This window comes from Photobacterium lucens (genome assembly GCF_009873615.1).
Taxonomy (GTDB): domain Bacteria; phylum Pseudomonadota; class Gammaproteobacteria; order Enterobacterales; family Vibrionaceae; genus Photobacterium; species Photobacterium lucens.
Window position 1 is genome coordinate 1 of record NZ_SSMG01000200.1, and the last position, 17,236, is coordinate 17,236.

Below are 17,236 nucleotides of genomic sequence, written 5' to 3' on the forward strand. Positions count from 1 at the left end.
TTATCTGCCATCTCTTTTGTATTACTCTTGAACTCACGTAATGACTGCCAACCAACAAAAGCAATCAGTGATGCTACACCGGCAATAATATAGAAAAAGTAAGTCACAGTTACATTGGCGTAATTCAGAGATTTATCAGCAACAGCTAACTCACGGTCAGTAATTTCAATCACCATTCGACGTTCAAGATCTTGCTGAGATTCACGTAAATCTTTCAGCTCATCGAGAATATAACGTTCCATGAATGGCTTTTCTAACATATCGGTTTCTGAATATTTTTTTTCACTTGCCTGAGCGGAAAAACAGATAAGTAGAGAGGCTAATAGACTTATAAGCAAGCGCATAAGCATTCCTTTTGCATGAATAGAAGAGATATCTTCAGAAACCTTAGCAAATAGAGAGGTTAAATAGCAAAGATAGAGGAAAAATTGCTAAATTTTCTAAGTATAAATAGTTAATTAGTCATAAAAAGAACAATTTATCAGCACAATCTCGTTAGTAGCAATGAAGTGCCGCCATTGTAAAGTCATCATTGAGTAAATTTAAACAAATGAGATAGTTATTCACGCATTACCTCGCTATTTAAGGTTCAATCTCTAACTTTTCACTGCTATTAACTAAGATCTTTTCTTGAGACTGTTCTTTATTGCTGTCTATTTTCATCCACACTACGGTGATCAAAATTAAAAATGCAGCAAGATCACATAACGCACTCGCTAAACCCGATGTCATTAGAGACACGATAATTAACCCAATAGCCACTATTGCAGCAGTCACTCTGGCTTGCTTATGATTTTTTTCCTGTATCCATTTTTTCATACTTCACTCCTATCTGTTCTATTAATACTAATAGAGTGAAGAATGTTAAAAAATATCGATTCACTATTTGATAGAGAAAAAAGATCTATCTAGCTCTGTATATATAAATAAATCACGCATCTATAAGCAAAAGCGTACATAGCGATTATTAGCCTCACGCTTAACTTTCACTATCTACACATTTTTATTTATTGGTTATAACAACGCTTTAGTTTTGAGAAGCGACAGAGGTTCAACATTTCGCAATCGGTAATTCATCTAATCGTGTTGTCCAACGATTAGAACGAAATGCTTGTTTCATATGCCAATTTGAGGTGGCGATAACAGAAGCTGGCTTTATACCATTCTTGAACTTGGCATTCATCATATCGGTAATTGCCATTAATTCTCGTCGTTTGGCTTCATCAAAGGCACTGGTATCAAACATATCCAACTGAAAGCCTTCATCTACAGCAAGTGTAAGTTCATCTAAGATCACCCCTACTTTCTGGTATTCATATCCCGGCTTATAGATCTGTTTTAACTGCTGAAGCGCTGAATCAATAAACTTATAGTTATCTTGGCTTGGGCACATTAAAGGGACTGCACTACTGCGATTCAATTGTGGTAATTGCTTATAACGGTTAGTACGAAGAAAAACACCGACGACATTTGCTTGGCTACCTTGCCGTCTTAATTTTTCACCTGCTCGCTGACAGTGAAACGCTAATGCTGATTTCAGCTCTTCAAAATCAGTGATCCCTTGACCAAAACTGCGACTGGATAATATCTGTTTTTTGGTTTCATCAATATCACCGGGATCGATACAGGCGATACCTTGTAACTCCATAACGGTACGTGCCAGCACCACATTCCATACTCGTCGCATCTCTGGGGCATTTTTTTGAGAGAGTTGCAGCGCGTTATCAATCCCCATTGTACGTAATCGAGTTGCGGTTTTTGCGCCTATTCCCCAGATATTCTGCACATCAGTACGGGCCAGTAACCATTCTCTTTTATGATCGCTATCTATTTGAACTACGCCTTGAACACGTTGCTCATAAACTTTTGCAGCTTGGTTACCTAATTTCGCCAATGTTGGTGTTGCACCAATACCAACACGTACCGGTAAGCCAATATTTTTGTAGATGGTCTGTTTGATTTGACGGCCATAATCTTCCAGTTGATCAAGCTTAAAACCATCTAAACGAACAAAGGCTTCATCAATACTATATTGCTCTACACAAGGCGAAAAGTTAGAAAGTTCTTCAATAAAACGTCGACTCATATCCGCATATAAGGTGTAGTTAGAACTACGTACCACAACACCTTTTGAACGCGCTTCTCGCTCGACTTTAAACCAAGGAGCCCCACGAGTAATGCCAAGAGCTTTGGCTTGTTCAGATAACGCAACACAACAACCATCGTTATTAGAAAGCACCACAACAGGCTTGTTAGCAATAGTAGGATCAAAGAGTTGTTCGCAGGAGCAATAGAAGCTTTTGGCATCAATCAATGCCCATACTTGATCCCGCTTCCCGATAAGATTGTCAGACATACGCTACAGCAAGTTATGGATATTACGAGTGACGACACCAAATATTTCAGCATCTTGAGGTAATGGAAAAGACTTCATTACAGGGTTTTCGGCTTTTAACCACCACACTCCCTCATAGCGAACTAATCGTTTACAAGTAAATTCATCATAAATACGTGCGATCACAATTCTGCCCGGAGCTACGGTTTCAGCACGATCAACCACCAGCAAATCACCATCATAAATGCCAGCCCCAATCATGGACTCACCAGAAGCACGCAGAAAGAAAGTCGCATTAGGATGACGGATAAGATATTCATCAAGATCTAAGCTCTCTTGATGACCATCAGCAGGAGACGGAAAACCACAAGGAACGGATTCAATAAAGTACGGATACGCACTCATTAGATAACACTCAACACACTGTACACTTATACAGTTTAATACAATTCATACCTTAAAATCACTTTTTTATTGCTTTCACTTCACCACTCAAATGATAGAAAGCACAAACATATAAAAAACCAATAAAATACTGTTTTAATCGAATAAAAAAACATCAAACAACGTTTTTTATAATATTTTAATGCGGTAAATATGCCTTTATTGGATACAATAGACGAAATAATATTTGATACTAAACATCCATACCTTCAACTAACGGTATTTTTCAATTTAGTATTCTCGTCTAAAGATTATGGAGAGACGTATGACGTTGCTGAATCGTAAGGCAGCTATTCTTTTAGGACTATTCGCATTATCTGGTTGTGCTTCTTCTGACAGCCCATGTGATTCAGGTTACCTAATGCCATCTAAAATTGATGGCTCTAACTTTCAGTGTCAACAACCGGCTGACACTGTAGCACCTGAAACAACAGTAACACCACCACCAGTGATTGACAGCGACTACATCAATAACGATAACGCGCATTTAGAAGATGAAACATCAATGACGAATGATCAAGCATTCGGTGATATCTCACCTTCTCGTTACACGGTACAAATTCTTGCGTTAAGTGAAGAGCGTAACCTTCGTGGTTACCTACAACCAATTCACGGTAACGAGCCAATCTGGGTTAACTGGAAGCGTGTAAATGGTCGTAACTGGTATGCTGTGATCTACGGTAACTTCGCAACAAAAGAAGAAGCTCGCCAAGCAATCCAATACCTACCAGCATCAGTACAAGCACAAGGTCCTTTCCCACTAAGCTTTGCTGCTGTTAAAGCTGATAAAGAAGGTCAAGTTTACCAACTACGTTAATCGTTGTTCGTAAGCCGATACAAAAAAGCCAGCATCATAACTGCTGGCTTTTTTAATGCGTGAAATTCAGTATTCACAAATAATAAAAAAGTCAGAGCACTGCTGCCCTGACTTTCATATCGTTAATGTTGATTATTCGCCATCGTTGCTCACATCAACATTGCGCTTTTTCTTAGGAATAAATACGTCATTACCCACCGCTTGGTTCTCGTAAAAACGCTTATCCACTTTACGCTTCGCTTTAGGTGCTTGCTTCTTCTGTGCAACCACTTTCTCGCCTGTTGGTTTCTTCTTAACGAATTTCTTCTTCGGTGCAGGCTTAAGACCTTTAAACTTACCTTCTAGACCTTCGATAGTTGAAAACTCAATACGTTGGTTAAGGAAAGCTTCAACGTTCTTAAAGCTCTTCCAGTCTTTAGGACCAACAAGTGATACTGCATCACCTTTATTACCTGCACGACCAGTACGACCTACACGGTGAACATATTCTTCAGCATGTTTTGGCATATCGAAGTTAATCACTAGCGATACGTTATCAATATCCAAACCACGTGACGCGATATCCGTTGTTACTAGGATCTTATGACAGTTACGCTCGAACTGGCTCATGATGCTATTACGTTGGTTCTGGTTTAAGTTACCACTTAACGCCACCGCTTTTAGTTTACGCTCATTCAACTCATTGGTTAGACGATCCGTATCTGCACGGGTTGCGGTAAAGATAATGACCTGGTTGTAATCGGTGGTTTCTAACACTTTATCAAGTAGTGCTTGTTTATGATCTAGGTGATCACAAAGAATAAAGCGTTGCGTAATGTCTTTATGCTCTTCTGCTGAGTGACCAATAGAAATACGTTTCGGGTTGTCCAGCATTTCAGATGCAATCTCAATCACTTCTTGGTTATCAAGTGTTGCAGAGAACATCAGTGTTTGGCGACGACGGTGATTTGCCGCTTCATTAATACGACGTAACTGTGGCGCGAAACCTAAATCAAGCATACGGTCTGCTTCATCAAGGATCAGCATTTCTAAACCATCAAGGTGCGTACTACGGTGCTCTAGGTGATCGGCTAAACGACCCGGTGTTGCTACAACAAACATAGGATCGTTACGCAGTGCTTTAACCTGATCGTTAAAGTTTTCACCACCTACAATTAGCGTACCATCGTAGGGTGTACCTGCATTTAAAGTGCGTAACTGAGCAAAGACTTGTTTTGCTAGTTCACGTGTTGGCGTAAGAATAACTACACGAGGATCACGACGTGTAAATGGCTTGCTACGGTACATACGCTGCATTGCAGGTAGCAAGAATGCCAATGTTTTACCGGAACCCGTTTTCGAAGAGGCCAAAATATCTTTGCCTGCGATAGCAACAGGGATTGCTGTTTGCTGAATTTCGGTTGCTCGATCAAACGCCAAGTGATTAATTTTTTTAAGTAGGCGTGGGTCTAATCCAAGATCTTTAAAATGCAAAATGATGCTCCGGTAAAAACAACTCTCAGGATAGAGTTTACTGTTAACTATGATGAATATCACAATAACGTGAAAAACGTTAGCCGCGGATTATAACACAAGTTCTAACTAAGAAAGAAAATTTACCCGCTTCATTTCGTAGCAAAAATGAAAAATCGTGTGAATTGGAAATTAATGAGCATTTAGTCTAATCTAGCCGAGATTTATTCAATAGGGATATATGATGTCAGACAATAAATTTCCTTTATGGCTAGCCATTTCTTATGGCCTCTTTTTTATTATTTTGGGAATAAACCCTGCATTTAGAGAAGTATGGATAGCAGAAGCGATTCCACTCATACTAATCTTTGGTGTACTGGTTTTCTCTTTTCGCCATTTCCGCTTTAGTAACCTTGCGTACAGCTTAATGGCAGTTTGGCTGGTACTGCATAATATTGGTGCACATTACACTTTTGCGAATGTCCCATTTGATTGGTTCAACGATTTGATTGGCTCAAGCCGTAATAACTTTGATCGCCTCGCCCACTTTTCTATCGGCTTCTATGCTTTTCCTATCGCTGAATACCTTGTAAGAAAAAATCACTGTAAACCGCTCATTGCCGGTTTATTTGGCTTATTTGCTATTATGGCAACCGCCGCCGCTTACGAAATCATTGAATGGTGGTACGCAGCAAGTGCTGGTGGTGAAGCTGGTATCGAGTTCTTAGGCTCTCAAGGTGACATTTGGGATGCGCAAAAAGATATGCTCTCAGATACACTAGGTGCACTATTTAGTTTGAGTTTGTTCTTCATTTTCAAACCTTATCAAAAAGGAAACTAAAAGCATTTACCTAGATAAAAATAAGGCGCTCATTGAGCGCCTTATTTATTTGTAACCATCAAAACTTATTCAACGTCTGGGTAACCATTTGGGTTAGTTGACTGCCAACGCCAAGTATCTTGCGTCATATCATCTAAGGTTAGCTTCGCTTCCCAATGTAGTTCAGCTTTTGCTTTCGCAGGATCTGCCCAACATTCAGCAATGTCACCAGGGCGACGTGGTGCAATACGGTATGCTACTTCAACACCAGATGCTTTCGAGAATGCATCAACCATTTGCAGTACACTATTACCATTACCTGTACCGAGATTATAGATATGCAAGCCTGCTTCAGTGCCTTTATGGTTCAGCGCAGCTAAGTGGCCATCAGCTAAATCCACAACGTGGATGTAATCACGTACACCTGTACCATCAATCGTTGGGTAATCGTTACCAAACACTGATAGGAACTCACGACGACCCACAGCCACTTGAGAAATAAATGGCATCAAGTTATTTGGAATACCTTGTGGATCTTCACCCATGGTACCTGACTTATGAGAGCCAACAGGGTTGAAGTAACGCAATAGCGTAATACTCATTTCTGGGTAAGCATGTTGAATATCAGCTAAACACTCTTCAACCATTAACTTACTACGACCATAAGGGTTCGTTGCGCTGGTTGGGAAATCTTCTGTAATTGGCACAGAAGCAGGATCGCCATAAACCGTAGCAGATGAACTGAAAATCAATGCATTAACGCTAGCAGCACGCATCGCTTCGACTAATACTAATGTACCGTGAACGTTGTTGTCATAGTACTCAAGTGGCTTTTCTACTGACTCACCTACCGCTTTTAAGCCTGCAAAATGAATAACTGCGTCAATTTCATTTTCAGCAAATACACTGTCTAAAAATGCACGATCGCGAATATCACCTTTATAGAAAGCAGGCTTAACACCTGTTAGGTTTTCAATTCGACCTAATACTGTTTCTTTACTGTTATATAAATTATCGACGATGATCGGTGTCATACCCGCTTCAATCATTTGTACGCAAGTATGGCTGCCGATATAGCCCATGCCACCAGTAACTAAAACACGCATAGTGTCTCCTAATCCTTAAAAATGCTGACTACCTATAAACTTACGCTCAAATCATTGAATCAAACGTCAAACAAAAGGCTAATCAATTAGTTGCCGATAATTATCATGAGAATACACCAATTAATCAAGTCAATGACGCTGAAGTATGTTATCAAAAACATTTAATCCCATTTATGTATGGTTACAATTATCAATGCAATCTCATTGTTATCATCTTGCTTGGAAATTATAAAACACTGTATTATTTAATCCACGTTTTTCTATCTGTCGAGCCATTATGAAACGTTTATTATCCAAGACCCTTATGGTCTGTAGCCTTTTCACTCTTCTCACTGGCTGTGAAGTTGTTCAATGGAAAACTGATCACGACAATACAGCCCTACATGAAGATGGTTTTACAAAACATACATTAGCATTAAAAGAAGGCGGTAAACTGAGCTACTGGGAAGGTGGTAAAGGTGAACCTTTGTTACTTCTCCATGGCTTTGGTGGTACTGCTGCTGCAACATGGAAAGCAGAAATGCTTGAATTAAGTCACCACTACCGTGTTATAGCACCGGATTTATTATGGTTTGGCGAATCACAAAGTGATGCTAAGCCTCGATTAACCACTCAAACCCAAGCTATTTGGCAATTAGTTAACAGTATGAACATCGACAAGATCAACGTCGTTGGTATCTCATACGGTGGTTTTGTCACTTACGATATGATGACAACGCCTGAGCGTATTAACAAAGCGATTATTATTGCTAGCCCAGGTCCACTATTTAGCGATAATGATTTAGCTGAATTAGTGCAACGTGCTGGTGTTAAAGCGCCAGAAGATCTCTTTGTACCAGAAAATGGGGATGGTATTCGTCGCCTATACGATAACGTTTTTGTAAGTAAAAAGTCGCTACCTGATTTCCTCGCCAATCAGATTTACCAAGGCTATTTTTCACAATGGAAGCCAGAGCGTACCCAGTTAATTCAAACACTGCCCTCAGATCGTGACCGCATACAGCAATTTGATCCAAAACAGTTACCAGAATTGATGCTTATTTGGGGTGAAAAAGACAAAATATTCCCGCTCTCTAACGGCATTAAATTAAGTAAATACACCCAAGCCCCTATTGTTGTATTACCTAATACCGCTCATGGTGTGACCAATGAGCAACCAGAATTAACATCAAAACTTATTAATAACTTTCTACAGCAATAACTCATCGAATATATAAGAGGTAAATAATTACCTCTTATATTTCACCTTTTAGACACCTATTTGATCACATTGCCAACAAATAATTACAATCACTCTTTTTTAATTGTCATTGTTATAGCTAGTTACATTAATTTTCAAAAATAATTAGACATAAAGTGAAATACTGTTATCCTCGCCCATGCACAACATGTTGCATTCATTTATCTGTGCATAGGCGTTTCTAACTTTATGACGACATTAATAAAAAGTAATCAATTACAACCCACCAACTTTGCTTACATTGAGCTAAGCGAAAAAACCCTCCAAAAACAGTTAGCGTTACTCTTCCCTTTTGCTGGCGCAATTTGTGCCGTTATTGCGTTTACTTATTTTGTTTCTAACGCTGAATACTACTTTACCTTTGTGGGTGTCGTTGGAATGTTGCTTTGTTATGCCTTAGCCATACTTAACCGCTCTGCCATTTCATCTAAAGTGTTATTTTGGATCTTCTTAGTTGCAACCACCCTTGTTTGCGCCAGTGGTTTTTACTTTGATGGTGCACGTCATATCAGTAACACTATTGGTTTAACTATTCCGTTACTGTGCTTTTTTGCACTTAGAATTAAAACTGCTGGCTGGTATAGTCTGATTTTTGGCTTTATTTATATTGTATTAAGCATTTCAGAAATCACTAATAAACACTTACAGATCTCCTCTGCGTTGCAGAATATCTGTGCTTATTCCATTATTTTCGTGATGGCATTTTTACTTTCTCGTCACCGTTACGATGCTATTAAACAAGTAAAACGCACCACCACGCACGATTACCTAACAGGTCTACTTAACCGTGAAGGTTTTGTCCCACTATATTTAACTGAATCATCACGTTGTCAGCGTTATCGCCGCGATATTTCGATGTTATTGCTTGATATTGATAATTTACGAGAGATCAATGATCGCTTTGGTTTAGATGCAGGTGACAAAACTATTATGATGCTTGCGAAATGCCTCAATGAACATTGTGGTGATAAAGCGAAAATTTCCCGTTTAAGTTGCCAAGAATTCTGTATTTTATTACCTGATGCCGATATTCAAAAAGCCGAATTTATGGCAATTCAACTACGTAATGAAGTCGCTAAATGGTCACTAGAATTAGAAACAGGACATCGTATTAATATCACCATTAGCGTAGGGATCACCGCTGTGGAATATCAAGATTTTAGATACGATTACATTAAGGCTGAAAGTGCATTGATGCGTGCGAAACGTTGGGGATATAATCAAATCGCAACCAACGAATAAAGGTTATTTCTATGTCCTCAAAAATACACTATCAATGGAAATGTTTTTCAGTCGAAGAACAAGAACACTTGTTACCAAACAACAAACAAGTGAATTTCACAACGATTAAGCATCCCGGCGCTGTTGTGATCATTCCTATTAATAGCCAAGGACATATCGTTCTCGTTAACCAATATCGCCCAGCAATTAAGCAATGGATCTTAGAATTTCCTGCTGGCACATTAGAGCCAAATGAAGATGTATTTGAATGTGCTAAACGTGAACTGGCTGAAGAAGTGAATTTAAAAGCTGAGAGCTGGCAATCACTCGGTGAGCTCCTCCCCGTTCCGAGCTTTTGTGATGAAATCCAATACCTGTTTGTTGCTACCGATTTAACACCCACCATTGGTGAATTGGATGACGATGAAATTATTGAAGTTGTCACACTTTCAGTACAACAAGTAGAACAGAAGATTGCTCAAAACGAAATCCAAGATAACAAAACCTTAGCTGCCTTTCTGAAAGCCCGTCTTGCAGGCTATCTATAATCATTTAAAACACCATAAAAAAGCCCAGCATTAAGCTGGGCAAAAGTAGTACCTTTTAATTACCTGTTCTCATGGGTAACAGATAAGTACTTACACGTCGAAGCAGTGGACGCTTGACTCTTCTACTATCACAATTCACGGTTACAATTTATTTACAACCACATGAATAAGTAGACTTTTTAAATATTCACTTCCCATCGCTGTAATGGTTTTTCACTGTTAATACCAGCACGTCCCCAACGATCAATGCTATCAATAACAATCACTTTGGTTTGTTCTGAAACTAATTTTTTCATACTTTGGCTCTGTGCTTTAGTCGTGAGCAAGGTAACTGAAGGATCCTCTGCCACCAATTTCACTAAACGGGCTTTATCTTCGTCACTCCATTCCAGCTCAGGCTTAGTGAGGCGATCAACTACAAACAATTGGTTACCTGATGCGAAATCTTCTAATTCAGAAGATAACAACACAACAGCATCAACATTCGCTTCCATTAACGCTTTTTGTTGGCGATTGATCAGTTGACGTACATTTGCCATTAAGTCTTGTTGATTCTGTTTTATTTGTGGTGCTTTTTCAGGCCATAAACGCTGAAGATCACGACTAACAATTGATGACATCACAGTTAAGTTATTCGGGTTTAACCAAGCGTACATGGATGTTGAACCATCATTTAAACGTAACGTCGCTACCCCTTGCGCACGCGGTGAAATCGCTTGTGACGCATCAATTTCGACAACTTTAATATTGCCTTCACGAGCATGCTGAAACAAAGGATCTTGAGGCCAAATAGCACCTAGCGAAACAACTGCTGTCGCGGAATGGCTTGCAGCACTGGCAACTTCTGAACCTTTAGTGGTAAACCAATTCGGTAAACGAGAAATACCGTAGCGTTTCGGTGGCAAATACCCCGTTGTGATCCCCGTATCTTTGGTCAATTCAGATGCCAACATATAAGTAACAGGAGTTGCGGTTAAAATATCTTTAGCATTCGCCATTGTTGACGGCAACAGCACTGATGCAGTTAAACAAGCCCCAACAATTAACGTTTGTGACTTACGCATAGCGCGAGAAAACGGATTGATTAAAAACATAATGTTTCCTTTATTAACCTTTACGCACAATGCGGAAAATCGTTGCTGATAAAAAGAAGAATGCAGATACAATAATAATCGCAGCTCCTGATGGAACCGGCATCTTTAGCTCCATAGGTAATACAGTACCAATGACGCAGCTGATGGTTGCTAATAACGCTGAAAGTAAAACAAAGCTCCCCATATTTTTGGTAAGCAGTCTTGCTGTCGCTCCCGGAATAAGCAGCAATGCTCCAACCAATACCGCACCGACAATTTTGACAGATGCAATGGTGACTAAAGTGATCATCATAACGAACAAGTAGTCGTAAAAATTGGTTTTATAGCCACGTACACGAGCAATATCAGGGCTGATACAAGTCAGTAAAATACGATTAAAAGTTGGGATTAATAGCAACACAATTAATGCACAGCTAACGGCTAACACCATTAAGTCATAATCTGTCACCGTTAGAATCGAACCAAATAACACGTTTTCTAGCATGTGGATATTGATCTTACGGGCCACGTACATCAATAAGGCAGCACCGACGGCTAATGCTAGCGCAAGGAACACCCCAACTAAGGTATCGTACGGTACGTTGGTACGGTTACGGACAAAATGCAGTAACAACGCAAAAATCATACAGAAGCTAAATAACCCAATAAATGGATTCTCTGGCGGCTCGCCTAATAACACACCTAAGGCAATGCCCGTCAATGCAGCGTGACCGACAGCTTCAGAGAAGAACGCCAAACGCTTTGCGATAACTAATGTCCCTAAGCCACCAAGCAGCGGCCCAAGTAACAATGCAGCTACGATGGCATTGACCATAAACGCATAAGAGAAGCTTTCGCTCAACCAGTCGGCATCAACACCTAATTGTGCCCAATGTCTTAACAGTTCCATTATGCGACCTCTTTCTTCGCTGAATCTGATTCAAACGGCTGAGTATAGTGATTGAATAAACGCTCAATTTTTTCTGGCACTAAGACTTCACTGTAATCACCACTATCGACCAAAATACGATTAACAACATGTACTTGTGCCTGTAATCGGCGCACAGCTGTAACATCATGGTGAACAGCCAGCACCGTTTTGCCTTGTTCCACAAATTCTTTGATCAAGGATTCTAAATAACGAACACCTTGCTCATCCATCCCCGTTGTTGGCTCATCAAGTACCAACAGATCTGGGTTATCGAGTAACGCTTGTGCGAATAAAACACGTTGTTGCTCACCGCCAGATAACTGCCCCATACGTCGTTCAGCACGGCTTGCCATTCCTACGCGATCTAATTGAGTTAACGCGCGTTGTTTGTCTTTTTGTCGTTGACGCCAAAATAGCGGTGAACGGGTTTGATTCAGCAAAATAAAATCCATCACGGTTAGTGGTAAGCTTTGCTCAAACATGGCTTTTTGTGGAACATAACCGATAGTGCCCGCTTTACCGTTATTGACTGATTCATCCCATAGAATGTCAATTTCCCCGCCGAACGGGGTTAAACCTAAAATCGAACGTAACAGTGAGGTTTTGCCACCGCCGTTTGGTCCCATCACAACGTGACATTGACCCCCTTCAAACTGATGGGTGATATCAGACAAAATCTGATTCACACCATATTGAAGATTGACGTTCTTAAGCTGAATACTTGGGCCGATGATCATGCTTGATCCTTCTTAGCCGCAAATTTCATTGCTTCAACTAACGTCATCAGGTTTTCATTCATTTCAATTTCGACTTTCTTCGGATCGTATTGACCATGAGTCATGTGAGAAAAACGGTATAGCTGAACACCTGTTGCTTTTTCAATGGTATCAACATAACGGTTTGGCATATTTAGCTCGTAAAACAGCACATCAATACCCGATTGTTTGATCTTTTCAATCGTTTCTTGCAGTTGGCTTGCGCTTGGCTCTACCCCATGAGCAGGCTCAATAACAGCAGCTACATCTACACCAAACTCTTGTAATAGATAGCCATAAGCGTTGTGCGTAGTTGCCACTTTCATACCTGCGGTATCTAAGTCACCTAACGTCAACATCGCATCACGCTTCATCAAACGAAATTGTTTGGCATAGTTACGCGCATTCTTACGGTATTCAGCTGCGTTTTCTGGATCGATTTTCGCCAGTTCATTGGCAATGGTGTAAACCTTTTGGATCGTGGTCGATAAACCAACAAACGTATGTGGATTTACCGCGCCAGTGCCTACTGATTGACCCATTGCAGGCAGTAGAGGCACATCTTTATTCGCTTCAATTACAATTAAATCATCACGGTTTGCAGCTTGAATCACTTTCAATGCAAAATCATCATGACCGATACCATTTACTACAATGATATCCATTTTTTTCAAACGCTTAAGATCATTAGGTTGAGGCAAATAGTTATGAGGGTTAAAGCCTGCATCTACTAGCGGCAGGATTTCCGCTTTATCTCCTACCACTGCTTTTACATAGCTATAGTAAGGCTGAAGCGTAATACCTATAGTCTTCTTTTCTGCCGCAAAGCTATTGAAACTTGCCGTCATTGCAGCCAGAACAGCTAACGCACTAAGACTTGATTTAATTAATTTGTTCATTGTTATAAATATCTCAGTAGATTGAGAAAAGGCAGAGACCAATGCTCTGCCTCTTTTAATGAGAATGGGTTGAATTAGCTGAAGACGATGTATTTTCAGCAACAGGTTGGAAGACTATTTGTGTCCAACCGTTTGAAATTAATTGCTGTTCATCAACCTTTTGCTTGGTTTCAAAAGGTTTAGCTTGGTCATCCATAGCAAGCCAAATATCAGGTGCTTTGCTATGACTGTTTAGTACGATTGACATTGAACCCGAATCACTTTGACGAAGACCTTGATAAGTACCGTCTGCAACCAGTGTCCATTGATGACGACCTTTACGTTGCCAGCTTTTATCTTTCACAAAAGGTGCAATCCAAAACTCTTCTAGCTCATTAAGCTCTGGCCAACTGCCTGTGCCATTTTCTAGAGCAGTGTCTTGGAACAAGTTACGAATTTCTTCATGGGCTAAACGTAATTCCGCGACCATTGCCAGTTCATCAGGTGATAAATCAGTAATTGCAACCTGATGAGAAAGCAATGCGGCTTCTGGTTCTTTCGCTTGGTGATAAGGCAATAACACAAACGCAATCAGTAGAATTAAGCTAATACACAATCCAACCCATTTGCCTTCACGATCGCCGTTATCAGATCGAACAGATTGACGGATCATTTCTCTTTAATCTCTACCACATCCACTTCCACTGGGTTTTCATGTCCAGCATCGAATACCAAGTAAAAATCGGTATCAGGTTTGGTAAATTCCGCGATAGAACGTTTATCTGTCATCGCTTTAGCAATCAAGTTGTCGTCGTAGTCAAACATATCAACATTGTATTCAACAGCAGTACTACCATCGCTGTATCCTGCTTCACAAAGCACCTTGTCAGATTCAAACCAACAACTCATCAATGGAAAGTGGGCAAAAGCTGCGCTTGAAAACGTACCCACACAAAATAGCGATACAGATAAAAGGGAAGATTTAATTTTCATAACTATCTCAAACAAGCCACTTAATGGCTTAAACGTTATAAAAGGTTAGGCGCATTAATCACACGCCTAACGAAACAGTAAATTGACGATGAATTACTGAAGAAGCGCTTCAAAGGTTAGATGAACGTTAACATTCGCACGATCATACATAGGATCCTTTTCTACCATGCCTTTGTAGTTCGATTTCATCAGGTAGCGACCTGCAACAGCTGGTGTGAATGTGATCATGCCGTCTTTGTCACTCACTACATCAATTTGCTCTTGATGGTTACGGTATAAAGTACCTTCACGAGTAATGTCGGCAGTTACGCCAGCTTGCGGTTTACCATTAAAGAAGAACTGGAATGTCACTGGCTCACCTTCAACAATGTCAGATGGGTGTGTCACAGGTACCATTTCCAAGTATTCACCGGTTAACTCCATTGCCTTTTTCGATGGCTTACCGACAGTCACATAAGTTTCTGCACGGGTGTAGTTAACTTGAGTGACAACGTCACGTGACTTTTCTGGTAATACGGTCAAACGGTTAGCTTTATTAGCTTCAGCCCATTTAACAGTGTCACGACGACCTGCTTTATAATATGTGTAGTATTTAGGCGTCTGATTAATTTGAATTTTGTGTGTCCCTTCTTCTTCAAAGAAGAAATCAAAAATCGCACGACGTTTACCACGGATAGTAAAGTTAGGGTTTGTCATACGACCATCAGGCATGATCACCTGTGTCGTTTCAATACTTGCTGGCTTATCGTAAACAAAGGTGCCATGTGACGCTGTCACGTCAAAAGATAGCCAATCACCGCCTTCTTTCGAAACAGTGAAGTGTGATGGTACAACCCAACGAGGGTGAGCTTGAGCCACTGACGTCATGCCAAGTCCTGCAGCAACCAAACAAGCCAGAGATAGCGCTTTATATTTATTATTCATGATGACAATTCACTTAAAGTTTGTAGTTAATCTTGATGGTGCCTGTTTCTTGAGTTGGTGCTAAAACATGGCTAACTTCGCTTTCACCTAAAGAGAGTTTTTGACGCAGATAGTTACGACCACCGTGTTCACGAACCACTTCAACATAGAAGGTGTAATCCCCTTGCTCTACACGATTGCCTTTATCGTCTAAACCATCCCAAGAGAATCGGTATTCACCAACAGGGCGAGTTGCAGAGGTAACGGCATCAACCAGTTCACGATCGTAACGACCAACTTTTCGCCACCAGCTACGTAAATCTTTTAGCCACTCATCTTTACCTACCCACAGCTGCATCGTGCGAACAGGCTTACGTTGACTATCTTCAATCCACACCGCAACGTAAGGGCGTGCGTACATGGAGGTTTCAATACTCGGTAAAGTCAACTCAACATCTAATTTGGCTGACTCTGGTAAAGGCTTTGCAAATACCGTTGATAATGGCGCCAACAGTAACGTTGCCAGTAAGGTCTTTTTCATTTTATTTTTAATGGTCATCGTTAACCTGTTAAATACTAAGGAACAAAAGCAAGATAAATGAGTGCTGTGATGATTGAGCCAGCTCCCATCCACTTCATTGAAGTAATAAGTGTTTTCTTTTTAGGTAGTAATAAACACACACCGGTTAAAACAAAGAAAATCATTAATACTGCAGTAATATCGATAAACCACTTCCACACTTCACCACTATTTCGCCCTTTATGAAGATCATTTAAAACCGCAATGATCCCGTAATGGGTGGTTTCAATCTTGGCTTCTGCAGCCGTCATATCGATGAAAACAGTGGCGTTATAACCAGGACCTTTGTAATCGAACGAGATCTCCCCTTCGATGAGTTCGTTACCATCAAGATCAGTAAACACTTCCACTTCAGAAGGTGTACCACTCACATTTGCATGCTGAGACAAGTAATCGAGCAACGCTTTTGTATTGGGTACAAATTCGCCTTGCTGAGAAGAAAACAGTTCAGTAGGTAGTGTTAGTTGTTGCTCTGTAATGTTCGGAGAATCAGAGACAAACACTTCAGGACGGTTAAGCGTAATACCTGTAATTGCGAAGAACAAAACGACTAATAACAGTGCCATTGAAATGTAAATGTGCAGGCGACGAGCCCACAGTTGAACGCTTTTATGCTTTAACATTGTTGCCAAAGAAACTAACTACCGACTGAGAATGGATGTAAATTTAATTGATAATCGTTCTTATTGGCATTTAATTTACATTGTTTACGTTGGTGACTAGATCGTAAAGAAGGAAGGATAATTCAAACACTAGAAAGAAGACTAACTAATTCATTTTCATTAAAAAAGCCAGCGAAACATGATGTTTACACTGACTTTTAATTTCACGTGTTACCATTTACATTCAAAACAAATTAATGCTGTGAAAGCCGATAGCAAAAACATAAATCCATAATCGGAGCATAAATAGTAAGACGAACATTCCCTTATTCCACATGCAACAAATCAACTGAGTTGATCTTATTGTTCAACATCAAGCACATGATAATCATGGCTAAGTAATAAATAATCCTACTTATTGCTATATCTAACCATGATCTAAATTATAAAACAGCACAGTAACATGCTGTTTTATAATTTCTATTAGCGAAGAACATAACTTTCTACAATAACGGAAACAAAAAATAAACTAGCTTAT

19 protein-coding genes and 1 pseudogene are annotated in these 17,236 nt (G+C 40.0%); 5 read left to right on the forward strand and 15 right to left on the reverse strand.

What is annotated here, in order from left to right; genetic code table 11:
• The 4 genes and pseudogenes from E5A76_RS09420 to E5A76_RS09435 form a co-directional block, all read right to left on the reverse strand.
• Positions 1–344: pseudogene (locus E5A76_RS09420) on the reverse strand (hypothetical protein); the annotation flags it as partial.
• 238 nt (positions 345–582) lie between these two features.
• Complete coding sequence (locus E5A76_RS09425; RefSeq protein ID WP_161118762.1) at positions 583–819, reverse strand: hypothetical protein; 237 nt, start codon at positions 817–819, stop codon at positions 583–585.
• 232 nt (positions 820–1,051) lie between these two features.
• Positions 1,052–2,356 (reverse strand): Y-family DNA polymerase, encoded by a 1,305-nt coding sequence (locus E5A76_RS09430; RefSeq protein WP_161118763.1) that lies wholly within the window; start codon positions 2,354–2,356, stop codon positions 1,052–1,054.
• Positions 2,357–2,359: 3 nt separating this feature from the next.
• The gene (locus E5A76_RS09435; protein WP_161118764.1) at positions 2,360–2,740 is read right to left on the reverse strand and encodes a LexA family protein; all 381 of its coding nucleotides are present in this window, start codon (positions 2,738–2,740) and stop codon (positions 2,360–2,362) included.
• Between the two features lie 304 nt (positions 2,741–3,044).
• Here E5A76_RS09435 and E5A76_RS09440 point away from each other — a divergent pair, with 304 nt between their 5' ends.
• Complete coding sequence (locus E5A76_RS09440; RefSeq protein ID WP_053989117.1) at positions 3,045–3,596, forward strand: SPOR domain-containing protein; 552 nt, start codon at positions 3,045–3,047, stop codon at positions 3,594–3,596.
• Between the two features lie 132 nt (positions 3,597–3,728).
• Here E5A76_RS09440 and E5A76_RS09445 read toward each other — a convergent pair whose 3' ends face one another.
• Positions 3,729–5,069, reverse strand: coding sequence for a DEAD/DEAH box helicase (locus E5A76_RS09445; RefSeq protein ID WP_161118765.1), 1,341 nt, complete (start codon positions 5,067–5,069; stop codon positions 3,729–3,731).
• Between the two features lie 223 nt (positions 5,070–5,292).
• Here E5A76_RS09445 and E5A76_RS09450 point away from each other — a divergent pair, with 223 nt between their 5' ends.
• Positions 5,293–5,889 (forward strand): DUF2238 domain-containing protein, encoded by a 597-nt coding sequence (locus E5A76_RS09450; protein ID WP_161118766.1) that lies wholly within the window; start codon positions 5,293–5,295, stop codon positions 5,887–5,889.
• A 65-nt stretch (positions 5,890–5,954) separates the two neighbouring features.
• Here the strand turns inward: E5A76_RS09450 and galE are convergent, their stop codons facing one another.
• The gene (gene galE, locus E5A76_RS09455; protein ID WP_161118767.1) at positions 5,955–6,974 is read right to left on the reverse strand and encodes a UDP-glucose 4-epimerase GalE; all 1,020 of its coding nucleotides are present in this window, start codon (positions 6,972–6,974) and stop codon (positions 5,955–5,957) included.
• 277 nt (positions 6,975–7,251) lie between these two features.
• On the opposite strand from galE, the gene E5A76_RS09460 reads away from it, so the two are divergent.
• From E5A76_RS09460 to E5A76_RS09470, 3 genes are all read left to right on the forward strand, one after another.
• A complete protein-coding gene (locus tag E5A76_RS09460) occupies positions 7,252–8,175 on the forward strand; it encodes an alpha/beta fold hydrolase (RefSeq protein ID WP_161118768.1) in 924 nt (307 codons plus the stop codon).
• Positions 8,176–8,403: 228 nt separating this feature from the next.
• On the forward strand, positions 8,404–9,456 hold the full coding sequence (locus tag E5A76_RS09465; protein WP_161118769.1) for a GGDEF domain-containing protein: 1,053 nt from the start codon (positions 8,404–8,406) through the stop codon (positions 9,454–9,456).
• An 11-nt stretch (positions 9,457–9,467) separates the two neighbouring features.
• Positions 9,468–9,983 (forward strand): NUDIX hydrolase, encoded by a 516-nt coding sequence (locus tag E5A76_RS09470; protein WP_161118770.1) that lies wholly within the window; start codon positions 9,468–9,470, stop codon positions 9,981–9,983.
• A 179-nt stretch (positions 9,984–10,162) separates the two neighbouring features.
• Here the strand turns inward: E5A76_RS09470 and E5A76_RS09475 are convergent, their stop codons facing one another.
• The 9 genes from E5A76_RS09475 to E5A76_RS09515 all read right to left on the reverse strand — a co-directional run bounded on the left by E5A76_RS09475 (position 10,163) and on the right by E5A76_RS09515 (position 16,719).
• Positions 10,163–11,047, reverse strand: a complete 885-nt coding sequence (locus tag E5A76_RS09475; RefSeq protein ID WP_161118776.1) for a metal ABC transporter solute-binding protein, Zn/Mn family — start codon at positions 11,045–11,047, stop codon at positions 10,163–10,165.
• A gap of 43 nt (positions 11,048–11,090) precedes the next feature.
• A complete protein-coding gene (locus E5A76_RS09480) occupies positions 11,091–11,966 on the reverse strand; it encodes a metal ABC transporter permease (protein WP_161118771.1) in 876 nt (291 codons plus the stop codon).
• Positions 11,966–12,724, reverse strand: coding sequence for a metal ABC transporter ATP-binding protein (locus E5A76_RS09485; RefSeq protein WP_187695609.1), 759 nt, complete (start codon positions 12,722–12,724; stop codon positions 11,966–11,968). The genes E5A76_RS09480 and E5A76_RS09485 overlap by 1 nt, the downstream gene beginning before the upstream one ends.
• Positions 12,721–13,641 carry a metal ABC transporter solute-binding protein, Zn/Mn family gene (locus E5A76_RS09490; protein ID WP_161118772.1) on the reverse strand — a complete coding sequence of 307 codons (921 nt, stop codon included), beginning with the start codon at positions 13,639–13,641 and terminating at the stop codon, positions 12,721–12,723. The genes E5A76_RS09485 and E5A76_RS09490 overlap by 4 nt, the downstream gene beginning before the upstream one ends.
• 55 nt (positions 13,642–13,696) lie before the next feature.
• Positions 13,697–14,293: a DUF6162 family protein gene (locus tag E5A76_RS09495; RefSeq protein WP_161118773.1), complete on the reverse strand. Its 597-nt coding sequence runs from the start codon at positions 14,291–14,293 to the stop codon at positions 13,697–13,699.
• Positions 14,290–14,613 carry a hypothetical protein gene (locus E5A76_RS09500; RefSeq protein ID WP_023934378.1) on the reverse strand — a complete coding sequence of 108 codons (324 nt, stop codon included), beginning with the start codon at positions 14,611–14,613 and terminating at the stop codon, positions 14,290–14,292. Before E5A76_RS09500 ends, E5A76_RS09495 begins: the two co-directional genes overlap by 4 nt.
• Positions 14,614–14,706: 93 nt before the next feature.
• Positions 14,707–15,537: a DUF4198 domain-containing protein gene (locus E5A76_RS09505; RefSeq protein WP_161118774.1), complete on the reverse strand. Its 831-nt coding sequence runs from the start codon at positions 15,535–15,537 to the stop codon at positions 14,707–14,709.
• Between the two features lie 13 nt (positions 15,538–15,550).
• The gene (locus E5A76_RS09510) at positions 15,551–16,075 is read right to left on the reverse strand and encodes a DUF2271 domain-containing protein (RefSeq protein ID WP_045071289.1); all 525 of its coding nucleotides are present in this window, start codon (positions 16,073–16,075) and stop codon (positions 15,551–15,553) included.
• Between the two features lie 17 nt (positions 16,076–16,092).
• A complete protein-coding gene (locus tag E5A76_RS09515; protein ID WP_161118775.1) occupies positions 16,093–16,719 on the reverse strand; it encodes a PepSY-associated TM helix domain-containing protein in 627 nt (208 codons plus the stop codon).
• Between the last annotated feature and the right edge of the window lie 517 nt (positions 16,720–17,236).

What these genes read in the sequence shown, in the direction of transcription:
- E5A76_RS09475 (WP_161118776.1), bottom strand. Translation starts at nt 11,047, where the DNA reads ATGCGTAAGTCACAAACGTTAATTGTTGGGGCTTGTTTAACTGCATCA.
- E5A76_RS09460 (WP_161118768.1), top strand. Translation starts at nt 7,252, where the DNA reads ATGAAACGTTTATTATCCAAGACCCTTATGGTCTGTAGCCTTTTCACT.
- E5A76_RS09470 (WP_161118770.1), top strand. Translation starts at nt 9,468, where the DNA reads ATGTCCTCAAAAATACACTATCAATGGAAATGTTTTTCAGTCGAAGAA.
- E5A76_RS09490 (WP_161118772.1), bottom strand. Translation starts at nt 13,641, where the DNA reads ATGAACAAATTAATTAAATCAAGTCTTAGTGCGTTAGCTGTTCTGGCT.
- E5A76_RS09500 (WP_023934378.1), bottom strand. Translation starts at nt 14,613, where the DNA reads ATGAAAATTAAATCTTCCCTTTTATCTGTATCGCTATTTTGTGTGGGT.
- E5A76_RS09425 (WP_161118762.1), bottom strand. Translation starts at nt 819, where the DNA reads ATGAAAAAATGGATACAGGAAAAAAATCATAAGCAAGCCAGAGTGACT.
- E5A76_RS09440 (WP_053989117.1), top strand. Translation starts at nt 3,045, where the DNA reads ATGACGTTGCTGAATCGTAAGGCAGCTATTCTTTTAGGACTATTCGCA.
- E5A76_RS09450 (WP_161118766.1), top strand. Translation starts at nt 5,293, where the DNA reads ATGTCAGACAATAAATTTCCTTTATGGCTAGCCATTTCTTATGGCCTC.
- E5A76_RS09510 (WP_045071289.1), bottom strand. Translation starts at nt 16,075, where the DNA reads ATGACCATTAAAAATAAAATGAAAAAGACCTTACTGGCAACGTTACTG.
- E5A76_RS09435 (WP_161118764.1), bottom strand. Translation starts at nt 2,740, where the DNA reads ATGAGTGCGTATCCGTACTTTATTGAATCCGTTCCTTGTGGTTTTCCG.
- E5A76_RS09505 (WP_161118774.1), bottom strand. Translation starts at nt 15,537, where the DNA reads ATGAATAATAAATATAAAGCGCTATCTCTGGCTTGTTTGGTTGCTGCA.
- E5A76_RS09430 (WP_161118763.1), bottom strand. Translation starts at nt 2,356, where the DNA reads ATGTCTGACAATCTTATCGGGAAGCGGGATCAAGTATGGGCATTGATT.
- E5A76_RS09515 (WP_161118775.1), bottom strand. Translation starts at nt 16,719, where the DNA reads ATGTTAAAGCATAAAAGCGTTCAACTGTGGGCTCGTCGCCTGCACATT.
- E5A76_RS09495 (WP_161118773.1), bottom strand. Translation starts at nt 14,293, where the DNA reads ATGATCCGTCAATCTGTTCGATCTGATAACGGCGATCGTGAAGGCAAA.
- E5A76_RS09465 (WP_161118769.1), top strand. Translation starts at nt 8,404, where the DNA reads ATGACGACATTAATAAAAAGTAATCAATTACAACCCACCAACTTTGCT.
- galE (WP_161118767.1), bottom strand. Translation starts at nt 6,974, where the DNA reads ATGCGTGTTTTAGTTACTGGTGGCATGGGCTATATCGGCAGCCATACT.
- E5A76_RS09485 (WP_187695609.1), bottom strand. Translation starts at nt 12,724, where the DNA reads ATGATCATCGGCCCAAGTATTCAGCTTAAGAACGTCAATCTTCAATAT.
- E5A76_RS09480 (WP_161118771.1), bottom strand. Translation starts at nt 11,966, where the DNA reads ATGGAACTGTTAAGACATTGGGCACAATTAGGTGTTGATGCCGACTGG.